The 22502-nt window shown below is 69.7% G+C and carries 16 protein-coding genes; 9 read left to right on the forward strand and 7 right to left on the reverse strand.

Translation table 11 applies throughout. From position 1 onward, the window contains the following. Nucleotides 1-26: 26 nt before the first annotated feature. From OID54_RS06125 to OID54_RS06135, 3 genes are all read left to right on the forward strand, one after another. Nucleotides 27-1184: an alpha/beta fold hydrolase gene (locus OID54_RS06125; protein WP_329015056.1), complete on the forward strand. Its 1158-nt coding sequence runs from the start codon at nucleotides 27-29 to the stop codon at nucleotides 1182-1184. A gap of 125 nt (nucleotides 1185-1309) precedes the next feature. Then, on the forward strand, nucleotides 1310-1579 hold the full coding sequence (locus OID54_RS06130; protein WP_329015059.1) for a hypothetical protein: 270 nt from the start codon (nucleotides 1310-1312) through the stop codon (nucleotides 1577-1579). Between the two features lie 3 nt (nucleotides 1580-1582). Continuing rightward, on the forward strand, nucleotides 1583-2581 hold the full coding sequence (locus OID54_RS06135; protein ID WP_443055533.1) for an alpha/beta fold hydrolase: 999 nt from the start codon (nucleotides 1583-1585) through the stop codon (nucleotides 2579-2581). A 99-nt stretch (nucleotides 2582-2680) separates the two neighbouring features. Here the strand turns inward: OID54_RS06135 and OID54_RS06140 are convergent, their stop codons facing one another. The 5 genes from OID54_RS06140 to OID54_RS06160 all read right to left on the reverse strand — a co-directional run bounded on the left by OID54_RS06140 (nucleotide 2681) and on the right by OID54_RS06160 (nucleotide 10419). Then, nucleotides 2681-5509, reverse strand: coding sequence for an AfsR/SARP family transcriptional regulator (locus OID54_RS06140; RefSeq protein WP_329015062.1), 2829 nt, complete (start codon nucleotides 5507-5509; stop codon nucleotides 2681-2683). 191 nt (nucleotides 5510-5700) lie between these two features. Beyond that, a complete protein-coding gene (locus OID54_RS06145) occupies nucleotides 5701-6741 on the reverse strand; it encodes an AfsA-related hotdog domain-containing protein (RefSeq protein ID WP_329015064.1) in 1041 nt (346 codons plus the stop codon). A 318-nt stretch (nucleotides 6742-7059) separates the two neighbouring features. Then, complete coding sequence (gene fdxA, locus OID54_RS06150) at nucleotides 7060-7377, reverse strand: ferredoxin (RefSeq protein ID WP_329015066.1); 318 nt, start codon at nucleotides 7375-7377, stop codon at nucleotides 7060-7062. Nucleotides 7378-7412: 35 nt separating this feature from the next. Continuing rightward, nucleotides 7413-8516: a 2-oxoacid:ferredoxin oxidoreductase subunit beta gene (locus OID54_RS06155; protein WP_329015069.1), complete on the reverse strand. Its 1104-nt coding sequence runs from the start codon at nucleotides 8514-8516 to the stop codon at nucleotides 7413-7415. Continuing rightward, complete coding sequence (locus OID54_RS06160; protein ID WP_329015072.1) at nucleotides 8509-10419, reverse strand: 2-oxoacid:acceptor oxidoreductase subunit alpha; 1911 nt, start codon at nucleotides 10417-10419, stop codon at nucleotides 8509-8511. The genes OID54_RS06155 and OID54_RS06160 overlap by 8 nt, the downstream gene beginning before the upstream one ends. A gap of 398 nt (nucleotides 10420-10817) precedes the next feature. On the opposite strand from OID54_RS06160, the gene OID54_RS06165 reads away from it, so the two are divergent. From OID54_RS06165 to OID54_RS06190, 6 genes are all read left to right on the forward strand, one after another. Beyond that, on the forward strand, nucleotides 10818-11855 hold the full coding sequence (locus OID54_RS06165; RefSeq protein ID WP_329015075.1) for an SMP-30/gluconolactonase/LRE family protein: 1038 nt from the start codon (nucleotides 10818-10820) through the stop codon (nucleotides 11853-11855). Between the two features lie 121 nt (nucleotides 11856-11976). After that, nucleotides 11977-14394, forward strand: a complete 2418-nt coding sequence (locus OID54_RS06170; protein ID WP_329015078.1) for an MMPL family transporter — start codon at nucleotides 11977-11979, stop codon at nucleotides 14392-14394. A 533-nt stretch (nucleotides 14395-14927) separates the two neighbouring features. Next, nucleotides 14928-15680, forward strand: a complete 753-nt coding sequence (locus OID54_RS06175; RefSeq protein ID WP_329015081.1) for an HAD family hydrolase — start codon at nucleotides 14928-14930, stop codon at nucleotides 15678-15680. Next, nucleotides 15677-17386 carry an FAD-dependent monooxygenase gene (locus OID54_RS06180; protein WP_329015084.1) on the forward strand — a complete coding sequence of 570 codons (1710 nt, stop codon included), beginning with the start codon at nucleotides 15677-15679 and terminating at the stop codon, nucleotides 17384-17386. Before OID54_RS06175 ends, OID54_RS06180 begins: the two co-directional genes overlap by 4 nt. Before the next feature lie 230 nt (nucleotides 17387-17616). Next, nucleotides 17617-18690: a ScbA/BarX family gamma-butyrolactone biosynthesis protein gene (locus OID54_RS06185; protein ID WP_329015087.1), complete on the forward strand. Its 1074-nt coding sequence runs from the start codon at nucleotides 17617-17619 to the stop codon at nucleotides 18688-18690. 106 nt (nucleotides 18691-18796) lie between these two features. After that, the gene (locus tag OID54_RS06190) at nucleotides 18797-19405 is read left to right on the forward strand and encodes a response regulator transcription factor (protein WP_329015092.1); all 609 of its coding nucleotides are present in this window, start codon (nucleotides 18797-18799) and stop codon (nucleotides 19403-19405) included. A gap of 100 nt (nucleotides 19406-19505) precedes the next feature. Here the strand turns inward: OID54_RS06190 and OID54_RS06195 are convergent, their stop codons facing one another. Together OID54_RS06195 and OID54_RS06200 are read right to left on the reverse strand one after the other, a co-directional pair. Next, nucleotides 19506-20744, reverse strand: coding sequence for a sensor histidine kinase (locus OID54_RS06195; protein WP_329015095.1), 1239 nt, complete (start codon nucleotides 20742-20744; stop codon nucleotides 19506-19508). Nucleotides 20745-20787: 43 nt separating this feature from the next. Further along, nucleotides 20788-22467 (reverse strand): SagB/ThcOx family dehydrogenase, encoded by a 1680-nt coding sequence (locus OID54_RS06200; protein WP_329015097.1) that lies wholly within the window; start codon nucleotides 22465-22467, stop codon nucleotides 20788-20790. Nucleotides 22468-22502: the final 35 nt, after the last annotated feature.

Below are 22502 nucleotides of genomic sequence, written 5' to 3' on the forward strand. Positions count from 1 at the left end.
GGTCACCGGGGAGACGGAGGACACCCATGAACCACCTCGAAGAACTCAAGGAGTTCGCCCGGCTCCATGCGCGGGGCCAGGGCATGACCGAACGCCAGGTGGCGGCGGTCCTCCCCTGGATCACCACGGACGAGCCGGGGCACCCGGGGTCCTGGGCGCGGGTGTGGAGCGCCGAGGCCGATCGACTGGCCTTCGCCGGCCGACCGATCGACGCCTGCCGCCGCTATGCGCTCGCCCGCTTCCCCCATCACGGCGACGACGACCGTCTCAGGGCGCAGCACAACTGTGTGCGCACCTTCGACGACTGGCGCAGGCGCCGGGGCGTGGACCGTCTGGTGCTGGACCATCCGGGCGGCACGGTCGCCGCCTGGACGGCTGGACTGGACGGTGGGCGTCAGCGCCCGCTGGTGGTGATCATGGGTGGCATCGTGAGCGTCAAGGAGCAGTGGGCGCCGCTGCTGCCCAAGCTCGCTCGGCTCGGGTACGCGGCCATCGCGACCGAGATGCCGGGAGTCGGCGAGAACACACTGCGCTACCGTGCCGATTCCTGGGAGCTGCTGCCCTACCTCCTCGACCACCTAAGCGATCGGGCCCGGGTCACGCAGACTTCGGTGTTGGGATTGAGCTTCAGCGGCCATCTCGCCCTGCGGGCCGCAGCCGATGACTCCCGCATCCGCAGCATCCACACGGTGGGCGCCCCGGTGTCGGAGTTCTTTAGCGACCCGTTGTGGTGGCCCCGCGTTCCCGGTATCACCCGGGAGACCCTGCGCAGGCTCACGGGTGTCGCCGATCAGAGCGAACTGCGCTCCGTACTGGCGGACTTCGCCCTCGACGAGACGACCTTGGAGTCGGTCCGCGTTCCGGTGAACTACGTCGTCAGTAAGCGCGACGAGATCATCCCGGCCGGGGAGCACCAGCTGCTGGCCAGGACCCTGCCGCGGGTGCGGTTCAAGGAGTTCGACGACGTGCACGGCTCACCGGCGCACCAAGGTGCGTTGCGCTCCTGGCTGGTCGCCTCGCTGGTGCGCTCGCGCATCGCGGAGTCCTCGGGGCGCGCCGGTCGGTACGGAAGGGCCGCGGCACGGGTGACGGTGCCCCACGGCACGGCTTCGCCCGCCCCGGGTGCTCAGCTCCCCGCGACGCGTTCGGACGGTCGTCGCCCCTCCGCGACCCCCGGCAGCTGACGCCCTCCAGCCGCGTCAACCGTTCAGCGCCGCCGTACGTCTGTCCGTACCTCACGCCAGTCGAACGATCCGCCCGGCAGCGCCCGCTTCCGGGCCCCGTGAACGCCGACCGAGAGGCGGTTGCCATGCCCTCTGCGACCACACTGTCCCCCGCGCCACCGCGGGCCGTCTTCCACGGCACCGTCCAGCCGTGGCGCTCCTTGACGTCACTCGGGATAGACCCCCTGCCCCTGGACACCCGGTCGGTGTCAACGCTCGACGAGGGGCAGCCGATCGCCGTCGACGATGCCTCCGGCGCCTCGGACCACAGCGGGCCGCACACCCCGCTGGTCTCGTTCCCCTCGTCCGACTTCCTGTCCGCCCTGACGGGACGTCCAGGTCCGAAAGAGGCATGATCCGTGGCCAGAGCCCAGCTCGGCGATCGCCCGGAACCTGATCGTCCGCGGACCGGGGGCGGTGGGGTGCGGCTCCGCTCCCGGCTGCTGCACGGACACCGCCACGCCTACCGGATGGCCGGCAAGGGGCCGGCCGTCGTGCTGATCCACGGCATCGGGGACTCGTCGGCCACCTGGGCGGAGATCGTCCCTGGGCTCGCCCGCCGCTATCGGGTGGTCGCACCGGATCTGCTGGGACACGGGGCGTCGGACAAGCCCCGCGGAGACTACTCACCGGGTGCGTACGCCAACGGGCTGCGGGATCTACTGAGCGCCCTGGGCATCGACAGGGCCACCCTGGTGGGGCACTCGCTCGGTGGGGCGGTGGCCGCGCAGTTCGCGTACCAGTTCCCCGAGCGCACCGAACGGCTGGTCCTGGTGGGCAGCGGTGGCATCGGACGACATGTGACGCCGCTGCTGCGTGCGGCCAGCCTGCCAGGTGCCGGACTGCTGTTGGCCGCTCTGCAACTGCCCACCGTACGCTGGCAACTCGGGCTGACCGTCCGTGTCCTCCAGTCGCTCCACAGCGGGTTGGGGCTCGATGCGCCGGAGTTGCTCCGGGCCGTGGACGCACTGCCCGACGCCACGTCACGCAGTGCGTTCGTGCGCACCCTGCGGGCAGTGGTGGACTGGCGCGGCCAGGTCGGGACGCTGCTGGATCGCAGCTATCTGACGCAGGGCATGCCCACCATGCTGATCTGGGGCGGGCGCGACATGGTAGTGCCGGCCATGCACGCGGGGCTGGGACATGTGGCGATGCCGGGCAGCAGGCTGGAGATCTTCCCCGAGGCGGGACACTTTCCGTTCCGTGCGGACCCCGAACGGTTCCTCGCGGTGGTGCACGACTTCATCCGTGGGTCGCAGCCGGCGCAGTTCAGCGCCGAGGAGTGGCGGCAACTGCTGCGCACCCGCCGCCCGCAGGCCCGCACCGCCGGGCCCGCTGCCCCACGCGCGGCGGGGTAGTACGGCCCACGCTCCGCCGCGCGTGGTGGGGTGCGCCGCCGTGGCGGGTACCGGATGTACTGCCCGGCACCCACCACGACTCCCTTGGTGATCCACCCGTCACAAGGACAGTGCGGGCACCGGGGCTCGGCGCGTACGTCCCGCCGCGGCACCGATGAGCCACATTCCGGGGCGCACTTCCACCGCGTACTGGCCCGGGCCATCTCCGTCCGCGCCGCCGCTCACCGCCGGAGCGGGAGCGCCCGACTCGTGCGCGACGGAGATGTCCTGGGCCAGCCGTGCGGCCGTACGACGCGTGTACTCCGCCCAGCGGCGGTCGCCGAGGCGCTCGGCCCACCGACGGCACTGGACCAACTGCCCGGTGGCGGTGTCACGACGGCCCCTACGCAGATTGACCAGGGCGAGTCCGTTGAGCGCCGCCACCTTGCCCCAGAGGTCCTGGGCGGCCAGGCACTGGTCCAGGGCCCGTCCGTACCGGCGGGCCGCGGCGCCCAGTCTGCCCTGGCCCAGCAGGATGTCCGCCATGCCGATCCGGCAGCGGGCCGCACCGGTCCGGTCCCCGACCCGATCGAAGCAGCGCTGAGCTGCGGTGAAGTGCTCCAGGGCCCTGCGTCCCTCCTGTCGCTGCCAGGCGAGATCGCCCAGTCCGTAGCGCACGACGGCCTCCGCCGAGGTGTTCCCCGCGCGCAGTGCGGCATCGAGCGCCAGTCGGTGCGTCTCCTCCCAGTCGTCCCAGGCGGCGCAGACGTGGAAGTAGCCGGTGGCACTGTCGGCGAGCTCCCACACCAAGTGCCACAGACCGGCCGCGTGCGCCTGTCGTACGCTCTCGACCAGCCCGGTTGCCTCGTCGCGGAACCAGCCGAGCGGGCTGGAGCCGACGATCGCCGCCCGGTCCAACAGGGTCCCCCGGTACGTGCCGTCCGGTGCGGCCGAGCCACCCGAGAGCGCGTGCGCGGTCCAGTTCCGGCCCGGGGCGAGCCGTCCGTCCGCGTACCGGGCGAGGTCCAGGTACGCGTGGCACAGCCGCTCGACGGCCTGGCGCCTTTGCTCACGGCCACCGGCATCGGCGTCCCGCAACTCGACGGCGAGTACCCGGAGCAAGGAGTGGAAGCCGTAGCGGGCGGGGCGCCCGCCGGGACGTGCTTCCAGGAGTTGGGCCCGGACCAGTTCTTCGGCGACCTCGTGCGCGGCACCGGGTGCGACCTCCAGGAGCGCGCCCGCCGTCCAGGCCGCGAAGTCGGGCGCGGGGGCCAGGGTCAGCAGCCGGAAGGCGCGCTGGGTGGCGGGGGCCGCCTCCTGGTATCCAGTCAACAGGCTGGAGCGCAGATCGAGGTCGCCTTCCCGTAGGACACCGAGCCGGGTCCGCTCGTCCCGCAGCCGCTCGGCCAGTTCGGCTGCCGTGGTGTGCGGGCGGGCGGTCAGCGCCGCCGCGGCCACCCGCAGCGCCAGGGGCAGATAGCCGCAGAGCCGGGCGATCTCGGCGGCGGCGGCCGGATCGTCGGTGATGCGCTCGCCAGCGGCCGTACGCAGCAACTCCAGTGCGTCGTCCGGTCGTACCGCATCCAGCACCAGGTGTTCCGCGCCGTCGAGTGCCGCCACCGTACGGCGACCGATCAGGATCACGGCGCTGCCCTCGGCGGGCGGCAGCAGGGGTCGGACCTGCTCCTCGGAGGTGACGTCGTCCAGGACCAGCAGCAGCTTCCGTCCGTTCAGGGCGCGCCGCAGCCGATCCATCAACTCCACCGGGTCGGTCGGCACGGCGGGTCCGGCGGTGTCGCCCAGGAGTCCGCGCAGCAGGGCGGCCTGCGCCTGTAACGGGGTCAGCGGTCTGCCCTGCGGACCGCGCAGGCACACCAGGAGTTGTCCGTCCGGGAATCGGCCGGCCAGCCGATGGGCGAGTCTGAGGGCGAGTACGGACTTGCCGACGCCGGCGCGACCGGAGATGGCGAGCACGCGCCCGGGCGGACGACCTGAGCCGCCGCGCAGCACGCGTTCGCCGTGGGCGAGTTCCTCGTGGCGGCCCACGAAGCCCGAGGCTGCGGCGGGCAGTGCCGGAGGGGTCGGCACAGGCAGGGTCGGTACGGTCTGGCCCGGTGTCGAGGAGGTCGCGCCGGGATCGGAACGCATCGTCGGGGGGCGGGCGTCCACGGGGGTGGGCGGAACGGGGGCCCGCCAGTCCAGCGAGGGGTCACGGCGCAGTACGCGTTCGTGGAGCCGGGCGAGCGTGGGCCCCGGCTCCACTCCCAACTCCTCGACCAGGGAGCGCCGCAGTCGCCCGTAGACCCGCAGTGCGTCGGAGCCGCGCCCGGTGCGGTACAGCGCCACCATGAGATGGGCGTGGAGCGTCTCGCGCAGCGGGTGTTCGTTGGCGAGGGCCAGCAGTTCACCGGCGAGTTCCTGATGGTGTCCCAACCGGAGATCGGCCACGATGCGCTGTTCGAGGACCTCCAGGCGGAGTTCGTCCAGGCGGATGGCCGCGGACTCCAGCCGTACGCCGTGCGGGATCCCGGAGAGCGCGGGTCCGCCCCACAGCGCGAGGGCATCGCCGAGCAGACGGGAGGCACCGGCGAAGTCATTCTGCTGGTGGGCGGCGCGACCGTCGGTACGCAGTCGTTCGAACAGGGGCAGGTCGAAGTCCTGCTCCTGGTCGGGTATCTGGAGCAGATATCCCGGTGGGCGGGTGACCAGGAGACCGCCGGTCGTGGTGGCCGGGCCTTCGGCAAGGATCTTGCGCAGTTGCGACACGTACACCTGGAGCGTGGTGGTCGCTGTCCGCGGCGGCTCGTTCCCCCAGAGTTCGTCGATGAGACTGTGCGCGGGCACCACTTCTCCGGCCTGCACCAGCAGGGTGGCGAGCAGGGCACGCGGTTTGGCGGCGGACGGGGTGCGCGGGGACAGGCTCACCGGCCCCAATACCCGAAAACGCATGGTCTGGCTCCTCTCGAAAGCAAACGGAAGGCTGTGTGATCGGGGGTGGGGTGCGGGGGCTGTCGGACCGCGGAATCTTCAGACGGGGGATCGTCGGACCGGGGGATCTTCGGACCGAGCGCTGGAGAACTGGAGGATCGAAGACTGGGCGGCTGAACAACTGGACAGCTGGACGGCTGACGGGCGGGGCGTCAGCAGTCCTGGAGCAGGGTCGCCGTCGCGGTGCACAACACCCGGCTGCCCTGGCTGAAGGTGATCCGGGTGTGGACGACGGGACGACCGGCACGGTCACGCAGTGGATCGCGCGTATTGACGGTGCAGGTCAGGGGGAGGTCCGCCTCGCCGAAACCGCGGAACGAGGCCCACCAGTGGGTAAGTACGGCATGGGCCGGCTCGAACCCCTGGAGTTCGGCGGCGACGACGAGCGCCGCCTGCCTGGACGCTTCGAGGAACACCGTCCCCGGGATGTGTCCGCCCGGTCCGCCGTGGAAGGTCTCATGGCCGGGCTGTGGGGTGACGGGCAACATGAACTCGCCGTCGATCGCGCGGAGCGGTGGGCCCACCAGGACGTTGCGCACATCGCCGCGGCCGGCCTGTTCGGGACGGACGGTCGCCCGTCGGGCCGTCGGCGAAGCGGGGGGCAGAGCTCCGCGCAGGCTCTCCCGACGCCCGAGTTCACGGTGTGCCCGGTACACCCGAGGCATCAGGAACTGGAGGCGTGCGGTGCCACTGCCGCAGCTCACGCCGTCGATCGCCACTCCCCCGCGGCACTCCAGACCGCGCGGGACGCCGTTCACCACATCGACGGGGTTGAGCGTGATGTCCAGCGTCATGGACGCCGGCCGGCCGACGCGGCGCCAAGGGGTGAGCTCCCGGATGTCGATACCGCTCGACACAAAGACGGCGGGGCGGTCGACGGGGACCCGGAAGTACTGGTGGGCGACGAAGAACGTGGCTTGGCGCAGTGACTCCGCGGCGAAGAGCAGGTCGTGGAAGGTGTCCGGTCCATCGTTGAAGACCGGGTGCTCGTCGGGCAGTTCGGCGGAGAGCGCGAAGTGCTGCTCCACCGGGGCTGTGGCGTCCAGGAGGAAGCCCTCCGGGGTGTCGGGCCGGTGCAGGAGATGCAGCGGGGCCATGTCGTGGGAGCCCGGCAGCCCGGCCGCGAGGGTGGCGCGGGGCGCGGGCTCGGGTGGTCTAGCGTGTGCGTCGGAAGCGTTGGGCGCGCTGTCCATACCAGCTCCTTCGGGTGCCCCGGGCTGGGCCGTGGGCGGCGAGAGGGACGATCGTGCGGGGTACGACGCGGAGCTTCCGTACCGTCCCAATCGCTCACGGCCACCACCGATGCACACGTGACTGGCGCATATGCATGTGTCCATGAGCGGTGTACTGGGCGATCAAGCCTTTTCCGGACCGGAAACACCGAGGGCGGTGGCGGGATTTACCCGTCACCGCCCCAACGTTCTCTCGGGTCGCTGCAATCGCTCTGGACTTGGCCTGTACCGGGACTGGACCGCACCGGAATGCGATCTACCACCAACGGGCCCGAGAGGCTACTCCCCCGCCGCCCGAGTGGCGACCAGGGGGTGGTCGACGCTGAGCGGTCCAGCTCCGCTGGCTCCTCCGGGAGAGCCGAGGGGCACGAAGACCTCGGAGTCGGCCGTGCGGAAGTCACTCCACTCGGCCGGGACGTCCTGGTCGAAGAAGACGGCCTCGACCGGGCAGACGGGCTCACAGGCCCCGCAGTCCACGCATTCGTCGGGGTGGATGTAGAGCTTGCGGGGACCTTCGTAGATGCAGTCGACGGGGCATTCGTCGATACACGCCCGGTCCTTGACGTCGACACAGGGTTGAGCGATCACGTACGCCATGGGTCCCTCCCTGGGGTGTGGGGTTCTCGGGCGGATCAGACGGGCTGCGGGGTCGCGCTGCTGCGCTCCGGACGAACGACCCAAGCGTCGTTGCCGGTGAGGAGTGCCTTGAGGTCGCCTCTGCCGAGTTGTTCGGTGGCGGTGTCGAGTTGGTTGTTCATGAGGGTGTCGTAGACGGGGCGTTGGGTGCTGCGGAAGACGCCGATGGGTGTGTGGTGGAGGGTGTCGGGGTGGGCGAGGCGGGAGAGGGCGAAGGCGGTGGTGGGGTTGGGGTTGTGGGCGTCGTGGGTGAGGATGTGGGGTTCGTTTTCGGGGGTGATGGTGACGATGTCGAGGTCGCCGGTGGTGGGGTTGCGGGTGATGCCTTGGTTGTTGTCGATGCCGAAGCGGATGGGTTGGTTGTGTTCGAGGCGGATGAGGGCGGTTTGGGCTTGGTCTTTGTCTTTGAGGGCTTCGAAGGCGCCGTCGTTGAAGATGTTGCAGTTTTGGTAGATCTCGACGAGTGCGGTGCCGGGGTGTTCGGCTGCTTGGCGGAGGACTTCGGTGAGGTGTTTGCGGTCGGAGTCGATGGTGCGGGCGACGAAGGTGGCTTCGGCTCCCAGGGCGAGGGAGACGGGGTTGAAGGGGGCATCGAGGGAGCCCATGGGGGTGGACTTGGTGATCTTCCCGGTTTCGCTGGTGGGGCTGTATTGGCCTTTGGTGAGGCCGTAGATGCGGTTGTTGAAGAGAAGGATTTTGAGGTTGACGTTGCGGCGTAGGGCGTGGATGAGGTGGTTGCCGCCGATGGAGAGGGCGTCGCCGTCGCCGGTGACGACCCAGACGGAGAGGTCTTGGCGGGAGGTGGCGAGTCCGGTGGCGATGGCGGGGGCACGTCCGTGGATGGAGTGCATGCCGTAGGTGTTCATGTAGTAGGGGAAGCGGGAGGAGCAGCCGATGCCGGAGACGAAGACGATGTTTTCTTTGGCGAGGCCGAGGGAGGGCATGAAGCTTTGGACGGCGGCGAGGATGGCGTAGTCGCCGCAGCCGGGGCACCAGCGGACTTCTTGGTCGGACTTGAAGTCCTTCATGGTCTGGGGGGTGGTGGTTTTGGGGACCAGGGTCAGGAGGGTGGGCTCGCTGCGGGTGGTGGTGTCAGTCATGGATGTGCTCCTTGAGGGCCGCGGCGAGCTGTTCGGCCTTGAATGGCATTCCGTTGACCTGGGTGTGGGAGTGGGCGGGGGTGAGGTAGCGGGCGCGGATGAGGGTGGCGAGTTGGCCGAGGTTCATTTCGGGGATGACGGTGTGTTGGTAGTGGTTGAGGATGGTTTTGAGGTTGGTGGGGAAGGGGTTGAGGTGGGTGAGGTGTGCTTGGGCGATGGGGTGGCCGTCGGCGCGGAGGCGGCGGACGGCTGCGGTGATGGGTCCGTAGGTGGAGCCCCAGCCCAGGACGAGGGTGCGGGCGTTGTGGGGGTCGTCGACGGTGAGGTCGGGGACGGTGATGTGGTCGATTTTGGCTTGGCGGGTGCGGACCATGTGTTCGTGGTTGGCGGGGTCGTAGGAGATGTTGCCGGTGCCGTCTTGTTTTTCGATGCCGCCGATGCGGTGTTCGAGTCCGGGGGTGCCGGGGACGGCCCAGGGGCGGGCGAGGGTCTGCGGGTCGCGTTTGTAGGGCCAGAACACTTCGGTGCCGTCGGCGAGGGTGTGGTTCGTGGTGGTGGTGAATTGAACTTTGAGGTCGGGGAGTTCGGTGAGGTCGGGGATGCGCCAGGGTTCGGAGCCGTTGGCGAGGTAGCCGTCGGAGAGGAGGAAGACGGGGGTGCGGTAGGTGAGGGCGATACGGGCTGCGTCCAGGGCTGCGTTGAAGCAGTCGCCGGGGGTTTTCGGCGCCACGATCGGTACCGGTGCTTCGCCGTTGCGCCCATACATGGCCTGCAACAGGTCGGCCTGCTCGGTTTTGGTGGGCAGCCCGGTGGACGGCCCACCGCGTTGGATGTCCACGATCAACAAGGGCAGCTCCAACGACACGGCCAGCCCGATGGTCTCCGACTTCAACGCGACACCCGGTCCAGAGGTGGTGGTCACCGCCAACTGGCCACCGAACGCCGCTCCCAACGCTGCGCCGATCCCCGCGATCTCGTCTTCCGCCTGGAAGGTGCGGACCCCGAAGTTTTTGTGCTTGGACAGTTCATGCAAAATGTCCGACGCTGGGGTGATCGGATACGAGCCCAGATACAGGGGCAGGTCTGCCTGCTGGGAGGCGGCGATCAAACCCAGTGACAGGGCCAGGTTCCCGGACATGTTGCGGTAGGTGCCCGGGGTGAACGCCGAGGTCGCCGGGGCGATCTCGTAGGAGACCGCGAAGTCTTCCGTTGTCTCGCCGAAGTTCCAGCCCGCTCTGAACGCGGCGATGTTCGCCTCCGCGATCTGTGGCTTCTTCGCGAACTTCGACCGCAGGAATGCTTCCGTGCCCTCGGTCGGCCGGTGATACATCCACGACAGCAACCCGAGCGCGAACATGTTCTTCGACCGTTCCGCTTCCTTACGGGACAGTCCGAAGTCTTTCAACGCCTCGATGGTCAGACTCGTCAACGGCACCGGATGAACCCGGTAACCCTCCAGGGTGCCGTCATCCAACGGCGAGGTGGCATAGCCGACCTTCGCCATCGCCCGCTTCGCGAACTCATCGGTGTTCACGATGATCTCGCCACCGAGCGGCACATCCGCCAGGTTCGCCTTCAACGCAGCAGGATTCATCGCCACCAACACATTCGGCGCATCACCCGGCGTCAAAATGTCATGATCCGCAAAATGCAACTGGAACGATGACACCCCCGGCAAAGTCCCGGCAGGCGCCCTGATCTCCGCCGGGAAGTTCGGCAACGTCGAAAGATCATTCCCCAACGACGCCGTCTCCGACGTAAACCGGTCACCCGTAAGCTGCATCCCATCACCCGAGTCACCAGCAAACCGGATCACCACCCGATCCAACCGGCGAACCTCCTTGGCCGGGACGGAGGCCGACACCGGCTCAGCCTCTTCGACGCCTACCGTGTCTACCGTCACGCGATCCGTCTCCTTCAACATTCTGCTGGCTGTTCACCGGGCGACTGCGCGGCTTCGGCACATGGACGAGCACGACGCTAGGCAGGCCGCCTTGAGGCAAGCCAAAGCACCGGTCCATCCCCGATGCACGGCCCCCTGGCCGGACGGGATCACCGACGCCCGGGAGCCCGTGCAACGGCGGTGATGCGCGCCGCTGGCCCGGCCGGCCGCGTACGGACAGCGAATGGCGGCTGATTACAGCGCCCGTACAGCAGTTCTCCAGAAAGCCTCGCGACGCTTTCCTCGTCGGCGGAGCCGGTCTGTCCGACCCCTTCCCCCGACCGGACCCGGTCCGACCGGGCAGGCCCGTACGGCCCAGTGCACCGCCTCGCATTCCGTACCGCTCGAAGGAGCACACCGTGGAACCCTCACTGCAGACATCCCGCCGCACTCTTCTGCGCCTCGCGGCAGTCGGCGCGGCCGGTGGCGCCATCGCCGCCACCCCGCTGCCCGCGTTCGCCGCCACCGGCGCGGACCGCTGCCCGCTGCCGCGGACCCTCTCGGTCACCGCTCCGGGGCTCTATCCGGAAGGCGTCGCCTGGGACCCAAGACGCAAGGCGTTCCTGGTGGGCTCCACCGCCCAGGGCACCATCTCGGTGGTGCGCGCCGATGGTTCGCTCTCCGTGCTGGTCGCCCCGTTCGCCCGGGTGTCCGTGATCGGCATCCAGGTGGACGCGGTCCGCGGCAGCATCCAGGCCGCCTACAGCGACTACTTCTTCCGCCGTCTGGGCATGGTGGACACCTCCCTGCCCCCGGTGAACGGCGTCGGCAGCTTCGACCTGGCCACCGGGGCCGTACGGCAGCTGGTCCCCGTCTCGACCGGGGAGTCCGAGCCGCGGACCAACGACGTCACCACCGACCGACACGGCGACATCTACGTCACCGACACCGAAGCCGACACCATCACCCGTGTGAGCCGGGACGGTGAGGTGCTCCAGGTGATCCGCGACGACCGCTTCACGGCCGACGGCACCGGTCCCAACGGCATCGTCGCCCACCCCGCCGGGCATCTGCTGATGGGCAAGTACGACGGCGGCCGGCTCTTTCGCATCGACCGTCCGCGTTCGGCGCGCCCCATCGTCCGCGAAGTGCGCCTGGATCGCGCGCCCGCCTCCATCGACGGCATCGCGCTGCGCCCGGACGGTTCCCTGGTCGTCGTGGTGAACGACCTCTCGCTGCCCGGCGGTGCAGGCGGCCGGGACGCCGTGGTCGTCCTGCGGTCCACGGACGGCTGGCGCACGGCCCGTACCCTGCGCGACCAGACCTGGCCGCTCGCCGACCCCACCACCGTGGCCGTGACGCCGTACGGCGACTACGTGGTCAGCGGGGGCCTCAGGGAAATCCTCGCCGGGGTGCCCTCCACCACTCCCGGCCAGTTCCAACTGCGCCGGCGCTGACCGCGCCAAAACACTTCCCCATCAAGCCCCGACCCATTCACCCCACCGGTGGCGGGCTGCTCCGCGAGGACTCCTCCCGGCACGAACGCCACCGGTATCGACCGACCCGGGAGTCCCGCCCATGCCGCATCGACCACGCACCGGTGCCCCGCCCCAGCAGGCTTCGCCCGGCGGCCCCTTCACCGCCCTGGCCCGCTTAAGTTGCAACCGGCCACGGCTGCTGCTCCTCCTCACCCTGATCCTGTTGGCCGGTGCCGTGGTCCTCGGCAGCGGAGTGGCCGACCGGCTGCGCAGCGGAGGCAGTGGCGGTGTCGTCGACCCCGCCTCGGAGTCGTCGTACGCCGCGAAGGTGCTGGAGCGGGAGTTCCCCGACGCCCGGCCCAACGTCGTCCTGCTCGTCGAGGCCGACGGCTCGGGGAAGGGCGTCGACGACCCGGGGATCGCCCGGCAGGGTCGGGAGCTCGCCGACCGGCTGGCCGCCGTTCCCGGAGTCACCGGTGTCGCGTCCTACTGGAGCACCCGCTCCCCCGCCCTGCGCTCGCAGGACGGCCGGGAGGCGATGGTGGTCGCCCGCATCGACGGTGATGAACTGGCGGCGGAACGCACACTCGAAGACCGGATCATCCCCCGCTTCGACGGCCGGCAGGACGACCTCACCGTACGGATCGGTGGGAGCGTCGCCGTCCAGCACGAGCAGCAGAAGCTGATCGCCGAGGATCTGATCAGGGCCGAGCTGATCGCCCTGCCGATCACCCTGTTGATCCTGATGGTGGTCTTCGGCAGCGCGGTCGCGGCGCTGCTGCCCATCGGCATCGGGGTGATCGCCATCCTCGGCACCAATGCGGTGCTGCGGGTCATCACCGAGTTCACCGATGTGTCGGTCTTCGCCACCAATCTGACCACCGCGCTCGGCCTCGGGCTCGCCATCGACTACGCCTTGTTGATCGTGCGGCGCTACCGCGAGGAGTTGGACACCGGCAAGGACCTCCGGGACGCACTGACCACCACCTTGAACACCGCGGGGCGCACGGTGTTGTTCTCGGCGGCGACCGTCGCCGTCTCGCTCGCCGCCATGATGGTGTTCCCGCTGTACTTCCTGCGCTCGCTCGCCTACGCCGGCATCAGTGTGGTGGTGTTGGCGGCCGTGGCCGCCCTGGTGGTGCTGCCGGCCCTGCTCGTGGTACTCGGTCCGCGCATCGACGCATGGGACGTCCGCAAGCTGCTCAAGCGGCGCTCGGGCGGCCAGCGGAAGTCCGCTCCTGGGGCGGCCTGGGCACGGTTGGCACAGGGTGTGATGCGGCGTGCGCCGCTGGTCGCGACCGGTACGTTCGCCGTGCTGCTGCTCCTGGGCGCCCCCTTCCTCAACGTCGACTTCGGTACGGCCGACTACCGCCAATTGCCCTCGTCCGCGCAGTCCCGGCAGGTGCAGGAAAGCATCAAGGACGGGTTCCAGGGCAGTCCCACCGGAGCGATCGAGGTCGTCACCGAGCGGGCAGCCGGCGCTGAGCTGGGGAGCTATGCCGAGGAGCTGTCCGCCCTGCCCGGCGTACTGCGGGTGGACGCCCCGCAGGGCCGCTACGCGGACGGTGAGGTCTCGGGTAGCGCCCAGCCCTCCCGTACCGCAGGTGACACCTCGTACCTGACGGTGGTGCCCGGGGTGGAGGCCGTGTCCGAGGAGGGCAAGGAACTGGTGCGGGACGTACGGGCAGTGGGAACGCCGTTCCCGGCCCATGTGTCCGGTACGACCGCAGCCCTGATCGACAGTCAGTCGGCCATCGGTCGTGGGTTGCCGTGGGCGATCGGCATCATCGTCCTCGCCACGCTGGTGCTCGTGTTCCTGTTGACCGGCAGTGTGCTGGTGCCCGTGCAGGCGGTGCTGCTCAATGCGCTCAGTCTGACCGCGATGCTCGGAGCAGTCGTCTGGGTGTTCCAGGACGGCAACTTCTCGGGCCTGTTGGGCTTCACACCGACGGGCAGCATCGAGACGGCACTACCGGTGCTGATGTTCTGCCTGGCCTTCGGTCTCTCCATGGACTACGGGGTCTTCCTGCTGTCCCGGATCAACGAGGAGCGGCTGCGCACCGGCGACCACAGGGCCGCGGTCGTCGAGGGCATCCGGGGCACCGGTGGGGTGATCACCGCTGCCGCGGTGGTGCTCGCGGTGGTGATGGTGGCCATCGGCAGCTCGCGGATCACCAACACCAAGATGTTGGGGCTCGGTGTGGCCCTCGCCATCCTCATGGACGCCATGGTCATCCGTACGCTGCTGGTCCCCGCGGTGCTCTCGCTCACGGGCAAGGCCACCTGGTGGGCACCGGGGCCGCTACGCCGGTTGCACGCGCGGTTCGGCATCAGCGAAGGCGGTTCGGTGCATCACGATGCGGGTCCGCGTGCCGACGAGGGCCGTGAACCGACTGCCGACACCGCGGGGCGTGCCACGGCCGATCGAGAGACGGCTGATCCGGATGCGGTCGATCCGCCCGTACGGACGGCCGTCGCCCCGGCCGACGAGCAACACAGGACGGCCGCGAAGATCTGACTCGTCCCCCGCTCGGGGCCGTCCCGTCGACCGGAGAGCCTGCCGTGTGCAGGCCGGTCGACGGGGCGGCCCCGAACTGTTGGGGGCGGGTGTGGTCGCCCCTCTCCGACGGGACGACCGGCCCTTCGCTGTTGTCACAACGCAGCGTGGGATGCGAGTGCCGTGGGGCGGTGTGGGCCTCACCTGGCCGTTGGTGCCTCGACCACGCGGGTTCGGACCGTTCGTGCCCGCTCAACGGCCCTACGGGACAGAGGCGGAGCAGGCATGTGCCCTCGGTCCGCGCAGTTCGCCGACTGGCGGGGGCTGGCGCGGGGACTGGTGTGCAGGCTGGTGTGCGGGCTGCTTTGGCCCTGCACAAGGGGTCGCGCATAGCGTCCGGGGCACCGCGCTACGGCGGACGCAGGACAGATCCTCCACCAGTCCCGTTCGGCCTCCCCTTGGAGGACCGACGGACGGTTCCTGGACCTTTTCTGCAACAGATGGGGGGCGCGCGGAGCGTGCGTACGCCCAGACCGGTACGAGGAGGAGTGGCCATGGCCATCGACACGGTCGTCGTCGACTACGGAGGGGTTCTCACCAACCCGCTGGTGGAGACCTTCGTGGCCTTCGCCGAGCTGGCCCGGTTGGGCACGGATGAGCTCGCAGGTGCCCTGATGGCAGCAACGCAACGGTACGGCCAGACACCCATGGCCGCACTGGAGACCGGCAGGATCAGCGAGCGGCAGATGACCGAGCGGATCCTGGCCGAACTACCCGAGGGCGCGGGCCGGGTGTTGGGCGACGGGCACAGCTTCGGCGAGCTCTGGTTCCGCGGACGCCGTCCCAACACACCGTTCCTGGAGTATCTGCACTCGCTGCGGCGCGGTGGCGTACGACTGGCGCTGCTCACCAACAATGTGCGCGAGTGGGAGCCGCTGTGGCGGGCCCAACTGCCCGTGGACGAGTTGTTCGACGTCGTCGTGGACTCGCACCGCGAAGGCGTCCGCAAGCCGGACCCGGCCATCTACCAGGTGCTGTTCGACCGGCTCGGAGTCGGCCCCGAGCGGTGCCTGTTCGTCGACGACACCGAGGAGAACTGCACGGCTTCGGAGGGTCTGGGCATGCGCGCGGTGCACTTCACCGACACCCTGCGGGCGATCGAGGAGATCGACGCCGTGCTCGGGCACCAGGGCCCCGAACAGCCGTCTGCGGTGTGCATGGACGGGGCTGCGTCCTCCGCAACGACCGATGACATCCTCGTGGGCGCCAGCCCGCTCGGCGCACGGGCCCTGGGTGGTTCACGATGAGTGCGCCCGTGCTGGTCATCGGGGCCGGACCGACCGGTCTCACCGCGGCTTGTGCGCTGTGGAGCCTCGGGGTGCCCGCCCGTGTGGTGGACCGCCGCCAGGGGCCCGGTACGGCCCCCAAGGGACTGGTGTTGTGGAGCGGGGCGCTGGAGTGCCTCGACCGCGTCGGTGTGGCCGACGAGCTGGCCCGGGTTGCCCTGCCGCTGGCCGGGGCGTCCTACTGGACCGCCGGTCGACGCATCGCCGGGGTGCGTTTCGGAGGGCTGGCCAACACGGCGTTCCCCGGGCCGTTGTGTGTGCCGCAACCCGTGACCGAGCGGGCCCTGCACCGACGGCTCATGGAACTCGGCGGTCGGGTGGAGTGGGAGACCGAGGCCACGACCGTACGGGTGGACCGCTCCGGGTCCGACCAGTTTGTGACCGTGGCCCTGCGGTCCGGCGGGGGCGAGGAGACGTTGACGGTTCCCTGGCTCATCGCCGCCGACGGGGCACGCAGCCTGGTGCGCACGGCCGTGGGCATCCCCTTCGAGGGCCACACCTTCGAGCGGACATTCCTGATCGGGGACGGCACGCTTGAGGGCGCTCCCGCGGAGGCCGAGGTCCAGCACCACATCGCCCCGGAGGGTGTGTTGGTGATCGTGCCGCAGCCCGAAGGCCACCGGGTCTTCTTCGACACCGAACCCACCGACGAATCCGAACCGCCCCCGCTGGAACTGCTCCAACGGCTGCTCGACGAGCGCGGCCCCGGTGGGCTGAGGCTGCGGGACGTCCGCTGGTCCAGCCGCTTCCGGGTCCATGCAAAGGTCGCCCCTCGCTTTCGGGAGGGTCCGGTGCTGCTTGCGGGAGATGCGGTGCACGCCCACACCACCGCGGGCGGTCAAGGGCTCAACACCGGTGTGCAGGACGGCTATGACATTGGGTGGAAGCTGGCCTCGGTGATCCGCGGCGGCGATGCACGGCTGCTCGACAGCTTCGAGGCGGAACGCCGGCCGGCATCGGTGCGGGCGGTCCGCAGCGGGGATCAACAGACCAGGATGTGGCTGCTGCGCTCCCCGGCTGCCCGCAAGGCTCGGGATCTGGCGATGCGGGCGCTGTCCGGCGCGGGAGTGCTGGAGTCCAAGGTCGTGCCTCTGCTGGCCCAGTTGGATCTGGACCACTCACGCAGTGCGGCGGTCGTCGATCTGCCCGGTGCCGGAGCCGTACCGCGCGCTCTGCGCCTGGGCAGGCGCGCCTTCGACGTACCGCTCGCACCGGTGCCCGGGGGTGCGATGACGTCGCTCAGGAAGTACCTGTCCACCGGGCGGCACACACTGATGGTGCACGGTGCGAGCGCCGGCGAATGGGCTGAGCAGGCCGCCCTGGCGCTTCGCGCCTGGGAGGTCGACGACGTCGTACAGGTGCTCTGGGTGCGCCCGGGCGCCGGCCACGACCGGGGGGCCACGGTTCCCGGCTGCGAGGTCCTCCAGGACCGGGGCTATGTGCTCGGGGGCGGCGACACTCCGTGGTTCGCCTACATCAGGCCGGACGGGGTGCTCGGCGCCCGCTCGGGCACGGCCGGCTTCGATGCGTTGCTCGCCCGCTTGCCGTGCTGGCCCTCCCTGCGCGCCGTCGAGAATCAGTTGCCGCCCGCGCCCGGGCAGCCGCCGAAGTCGTCCGTCGAGGCGCCCTCGGTGGGGCAGACCCTCGCGGCCAGGCACGGTAGTTGACCCCGCGGACACCACGGGCGTCGCGGGCCTGATGGGCCCGCTCGCCCACCTCCCCTCTCCCCATCACGGCACTGACCCGCCCCACTGCGTCCGTCACCGCACTGCGGAAACCGGCGCCCCGCAGCCTTCCTGCACTTCCCGCCACGCCATGGGAGCCCCGCTCGACTCGACGGGCTCCCGCGGGTGGCCACCGCTCCCCATGACCATTCGTGTGAAGGGATCACTTCGCCATGTCCATCTCCACCGCAGCCTCCCTCTCGACGCCCGCCGTCACCCTCCCCGCAACGGCCGCCGCCGTCGAGGCAGACCTTCAGCAGACGTCGTCCCTCATCAGCGAGGAGACCGCGGCCCTGCCGACGCTGAGCTATGACGCCACGGTCCCGCGGGCCCTGGTCCACCGCTCCTCGATCGCCGAGGTCTTCGTCACCGACTCCATCCAGACGGGTGAGGACAGCTTCAAGGTCGCGGCCCAACTGCCCCGTGGCCACCTCATCGGCGAGACCTCGCCGCTCTACGACTTCACCCTCCTGGTCGAGGTGGTGCGCCAGGCCGGCGTGCTGGTCGCCCATCGCCATCTGAACGTGGCCCTCGCCTCGGCCTTCATCTTCCGCGACCTGAATCTGCGCACCACGGGCTTCGCGCCGCTGCGGATCGGGCTGCGGCCCGCGGACCTCGTCGTCACGATGGACGCCAAGCCGAAGCGCAACAGAGCCGGCCGGGTCCAGGGCTTCACCTTCACCGGAGCCATCCATGTCGACGGGGAGCTCGCCCTCGAAGGGGAGGGCGGGCTGCTGATCCTTTCCTCCTCCGCCTATCGGGTGCTGCGCGGAAAGCGGCAGGTCCCCGATCACCCGGGATTCCTGCTGCCCCGCTTCACGGCTGCCGAGCCCGCCACCGTGGGGCGGCGCGACGCCCGCAATGTGTTCATCACCGATCCGGTCGCCGAAGCGGAGCACGGGCTGTTCTCGGCGCAGTTGGTGGTGGACACCACGCACCCGCACGTTTTCGACCACCCGCTGGACCATGTGCCCGGCCACCTCCAGATGGAAGCAGCACGGCAGTTGGCCATAGCCTCGGTCGCACGACTGCACGGACTGGACCCGTACACCCTGACGATCGCCTCGATCACGACGAACTTCTCCGACTATGCGGAGCTGGACCAGATCACCCGAATGCGGGCGACCGCCGAGGGGTTCCGCTGGGACGAAGATCTACGCACTTGCACAGTCCCGGTCTCGGTCGAAGCGGTTCAGGAGGGAAGGACCACCACTGCCCTGCGGCTTGAGGTGGCACAATGGAGTTGAGTTCAAAAAGAAAGACGTTTGCATAAATCCCGTGCATTGTCTCCATCCAGTAGCATTTCCGCCCAAAAGGTGTCGGCCAATCGACCGAACCCGACGGGGGACCGCATTGATACGCATCCTGCTCGCCGAAGACATGCACATGGTTCGCGGGGCGCTTGTGGCACTGCTGGCTCTGGAGGACGACTTAGACGTGGTCGCCGAAGTCGAACGCGGTGACACCATCGTCAGCACCGTCCTGGAGTGCCGGCCGGACATCGCCATCATCGATGTCGATCTGCCGGGGCTCGACGGTCTCAGTGCCGCCGCGCTCCTGGCCGAGCAAGCTCCCTGGTGCCGAACGCTCATCCTCACCAGTCTGGGCAGACCCGGAACGCTCCGCAAGGCACTCGCGGCCCGGGTCGGCGGCTTCCTCCTCAAGGAGGCGCCGCCGGCCCGACTTGCCTACGCCGTACGCGAAGTGGCTGCGGGCAAACGGGTCATCGACCCTCAACTCGCCCTCGCCGCCTTCGACAACGGCGAGAATCCACTGACTCCACGCGAGGTGGAGGTCCTGCGGCTGGCCGCGGACGGGGCGGAGGCGGCGGAGATCGCGATCCGTCTCTTCCTCTCGGTGGGGACGGTCCGCAACTATCTGACGACCATCGTCACCAAGCTCAACGCCCGCAACAGGGTGGACGCCATCCGAGTGGCACGGGAGAGCGGCTGGTTGATGTGACACCGCCCCCGCCCCGTCGACGGAACATCCGCAGGGGCCGGGGCGCGGGGCCTGCCTTTCGAACCGCTCAGTCGACTTTGTCGCGCGCAGTCGGCGAGTTTCAGTCCGCGAGATGAGGTGGCAGCCGCACGGGCGCCTCGGCCCGCAGCGAGAAGCAGCCGTCCGTGTCGATGCCCGAGGCGAGCCGGCCACCGACCGCCGCCAATCGGAACTGTAGATTCTGCAAGCCGCTGCCATCACGGGAGCTCGGATCCTGCAGAGTGCCCGAAAGAGACTGCTCCACCCCGTCGTTGACGATCGTGAGCACCGCATCGCCCGCCGCATCGGTCCAGCAGGCGATCCGGCAGTTCTCCGCCTTGCTGTGCCGCAACAGATTGGTGACGGCCTCCCGCAGCACGGTGGCCATGATGGTGTCGACCTCGCCTTCGGGAAGCCTGCCCCTGAGGTCCACGGTCGCCCGTATGCCGCCCGCTTCCAGTACGGCCTGCGCCGATACCGCCTCGGTGGCCAGGGACATGTCCCGGTAGCCGCGGGCGACCGTGCGTACGTCGGACAGCGCCTGACGGGAGATCTCCAGGATGCTCTCCAGCTCCGCGAGGGCACGATCGGTCTCCCCGTGCACCAGCCGACGGGCCAACTCGCTCTTGAGCGTGATCGCCGAGAGGCTGTAGCCAAGGAGGTCATGGAGGTCACGGGCGAAGCGAAGGCGCTCCTGGGTGACCGCGAGCCGCGCGATCTCCTGCTGGGCCTCCTGCACTTCGACCACCAACTCGGCCAGCCTGCTGAGCCCGTACACGATCAGTCCGGTGAGGACCGTAGAGACCGCGATGTACACGGTGGCGAGCAAGTCCATACCGAGGAGCGGGCCGGTCGCCGCGGCCACCGCGGTCACCGCGGCGAACAACGGCCAGGCCACCTGGGGGCGCAGCACCAACAGGACCGAGGCACCGAAGAATCCCGCCATGCCGCCCCAGCCAAAGCCGAGCGTCAGTAGCGGGAGATAAGTCAAGAGGGCCTGCACGGCCAGGGTCCACCGGCCCCATCGGGCGCGGAACTGGCGTAACTGGTAGGAGGAGTGGACGAGTTGTAGGACGAAGATGAGGGCGAAGCCGATCACGGACGCCACGAGGGTGAACGTCGCCGGTTCCTCCCCGAGGATGTTCAGGAAGCCCACGAGGACGAATCCGCACTCGACCAGCAGCAGGATGCTGAGGGCGAGGTGTGGCGGCGGGGCGCCGCGTCCCATCTTGGAAACCGCCGACGAGAGGGCCGGCAGACCACCGACGCCCGGGTCGGGGTCCCGTCTGCCTGCGGTCCTGGATCTACCCGAGCGCGTCATGGCGTCCCTCATGCATTCCCCCGCGGTGAGGCATCACAGGAGATCAGTCAATGGGGAGAGTCTGAACTCCGGAGCCAGCTTGTGGATTAGACCTGTGAAAATCGTGCCGCACTACGGCGGATTGCGCCAGTTCCTCAGGGAGCGTACCGAGCACGAAGCCTCCGACGCTCGGTTCGATGCGCCAGTCGAGGCCCGTGGCACGGGCGGCGAGATCGATGTCACCGCTGCCCAGCGCGCAGGACGCCAGCCCCATCGCCGTGCCCACCAGATAGAGGTTCTGGGTCACGGCACCGACGTGCTTGAGCGTGAGGGCGTACGGCAGGCCACTGTACTTCCACGCCAAGCGGTGGATGCGGGAGGTGATGGTGATGACCACGGCCGGCAGGTCGGTGAGCCCCGCGGCGATCCTGGCCTCGGCAAACAGCTCCGCCCTGGCCGACTCGTGGTCGGGGTCCCCCACCTGCACCAAGCAGTGCTCCAGCGGGGCGTAGTAGTGGATGCCGGGCGGAATGCCGGCGCAGTCCCGGACCGCCAGGTAGAACTCCAACTCGTAGGCCCGGCCGCCGCTCGGGTAGGGCCGGTCCGTGAAGGCTCCCTCTTCGCCGCCCCGTGATCCGTCGTGCAGGGAACGCACCCGCAGCGCCCGGAACAGGAACTCCCCCAGGACGTCCGCGGTCAGTCGCTCGGAGCCGAAGGACCTGATGCTGCGGCGGCCTTCGAGTACGGAGCTCAGGGGTGGATCGCTCGCCGGCATCTCATCGAGGCGGGGCCGTGCGAGGGCGATGCGCGGCCCATCCGGCAGGGGTTTGACCGCGGGGGCCGGGGCCATCCGGTCGGCGAGCGGGTAGGTGGCTCCGAAGTCCGCGTCGTGCCTGCCGAGCGTGGAGCGCGTGTGGAACAGCAGGTCGATCGCGGACCAGGAGGCCAGGGCGGGGTCGCTGTCCTCCGCGAATCCGGGGACGGGAGGATGCAGGACTCCGTCGCCCTGCACTGCTCCCGTGCCGGCTTCCGCGCCGCCCCCGAGGTCGGGCGAGGTCGATGGCTCGGCCGGCACCACCATCCCGGTGCCCAGCAGATGGGCGATGATCTCGCGGGTCGCCTCCGGCGGCAGCGGGACTGCGGCGGCCACTTCGGCACTGGTGATGGGACGCCCGAGCATCCCGATGACCCAGGACGCCTCCGGGCAGTGGAGGACCACCCGGTGCAGGGAGGTCGGTGACTCCAGGACGAAGCCCTTTCCCTCACTGCGCAAGAACGCGAACTGGGAGAGTCGGATCGGGTGCTTCTCATCGACCGTCGCCGGTCCGTAGCGGGCCGACTGGGAGATCGGCACCACGGACATCAGCAGATGGTCGGGGCTGTCGAGTCCGAGGGAACGCACCACCAGGTGTTGAAGGCGTTGCAGCACCATCAGGATCTCCGTCAGCGAAGCCTCGACGGACGCGCCGCCCCCGCCCCCTTCGGTGTACGAGGGGGGCGGGGGCGGCGCGCCGGCCACCACGTTCGCCAGGGAGATGGGCCCGAGCCGCATCCGACGCAGCGCCTCACGCACCGAGGGGCTGGCATGGCGCATGCGAACCTCCCCCCATCTTCCCGAGAGCACCACGGCACCGCTGGGGCAGCCGGTGTCCACCAGTACGTCCTCGCGCAGCGCCCACAGAGAGAGGGTGCGCCGTCCTCGGCGTACGGTCGGGTGGCCGTCGAATGACCTCTCGGTTGGCATGGGAACTCCTGAGCGGGACGCGGGGGAGAGCCGTC

Origin of the sequence: Streptomyces sp. NBC_00690 (genome assembly GCF_036226685.1) — a bacterium.
In the GTDB taxonomy this organism is placed as follows: domain Bacteria; phylum Actinomycetota; class Actinomycetes; order Streptomycetales; family Streptomycetaceae; genus Streptomyces.

Coding starts and splice junctions, on each gene's coding strand:
- OID54_RS06180 (WP_329015084.1), top strand. CDS start 15,677: ATGAGTGCGCCCGTGCTGGTCATCGGGGCCGGACCGACCGGTCTCACC.
- OID54_RS06200 (WP_329015097.1), bottom strand. CDS start 22,467: ATGCCAACCGAGAGGTCATTCGACGGCCACCCGACCGTACGCCGAGGA.
- OID54_RS06130 (WP_329015059.1), top strand. CDS start 1,310: ATGCCCTCTGCGACCACACTGTCCCCCGCGCCACCGCGGGCCGTCTTC.
- OID54_RS06155 (WP_329015069.1), bottom strand. CDS start 8,516: ATGACTGACACCACCACCCGCAGCGAGCCCACCCTCCTGACCCTGGTC.
- OID54_RS06175 (WP_329015081.1), top strand. CDS start 14,928: ATGGCCATCGACACGGTCGTCGTCGACTACGGAGGGGTTCTCACCAAC.
- OID54_RS06145 (WP_329015064.1), bottom strand. CDS start 6,741: ATGGACAGCGCGCCCAACGCTTCCGACGCACACGCTAGACCACCCGAG.
- fdxA (WP_329015066.1), bottom strand. CDS start 7,377: ATGGCGTACGTGATCGCTCAACCCTGTGTCGACGTCAAGGACCGGGCG.
- OID54_RS06170 (WP_329015078.1), top strand. CDS start 11,977: ATGCCGCATCGACCACGCACCGGTGCCCCGCCCCAGCAGGCTTCGCCC.
- OID54_RS06195 (WP_329015095.1), bottom strand. CDS start 20,744: ATGACGCGCTCGGGTAGATCCAGGACCGCAGGCAGACGGGACCCCGAC.
- OID54_RS06185 (WP_329015087.1), top strand. CDS start 17,617: ATGTCCATCTCCACCGCAGCCTCCCTCTCGACGCCCGCCGTCACCCTC.
- OID54_RS06140 (WP_329015062.1), bottom strand. CDS start 5,509: ATGCGTTTTCGGGTATTGGGGCCGGTGAGCCTGTCCCCGCGCACCCCG.
- OID54_RS06125 (WP_329015056.1), top strand. CDS start 27: ATGAACCACCTCGAAGAACTCAAGGAGTTCGCCCGGCTCCATGCGCGG.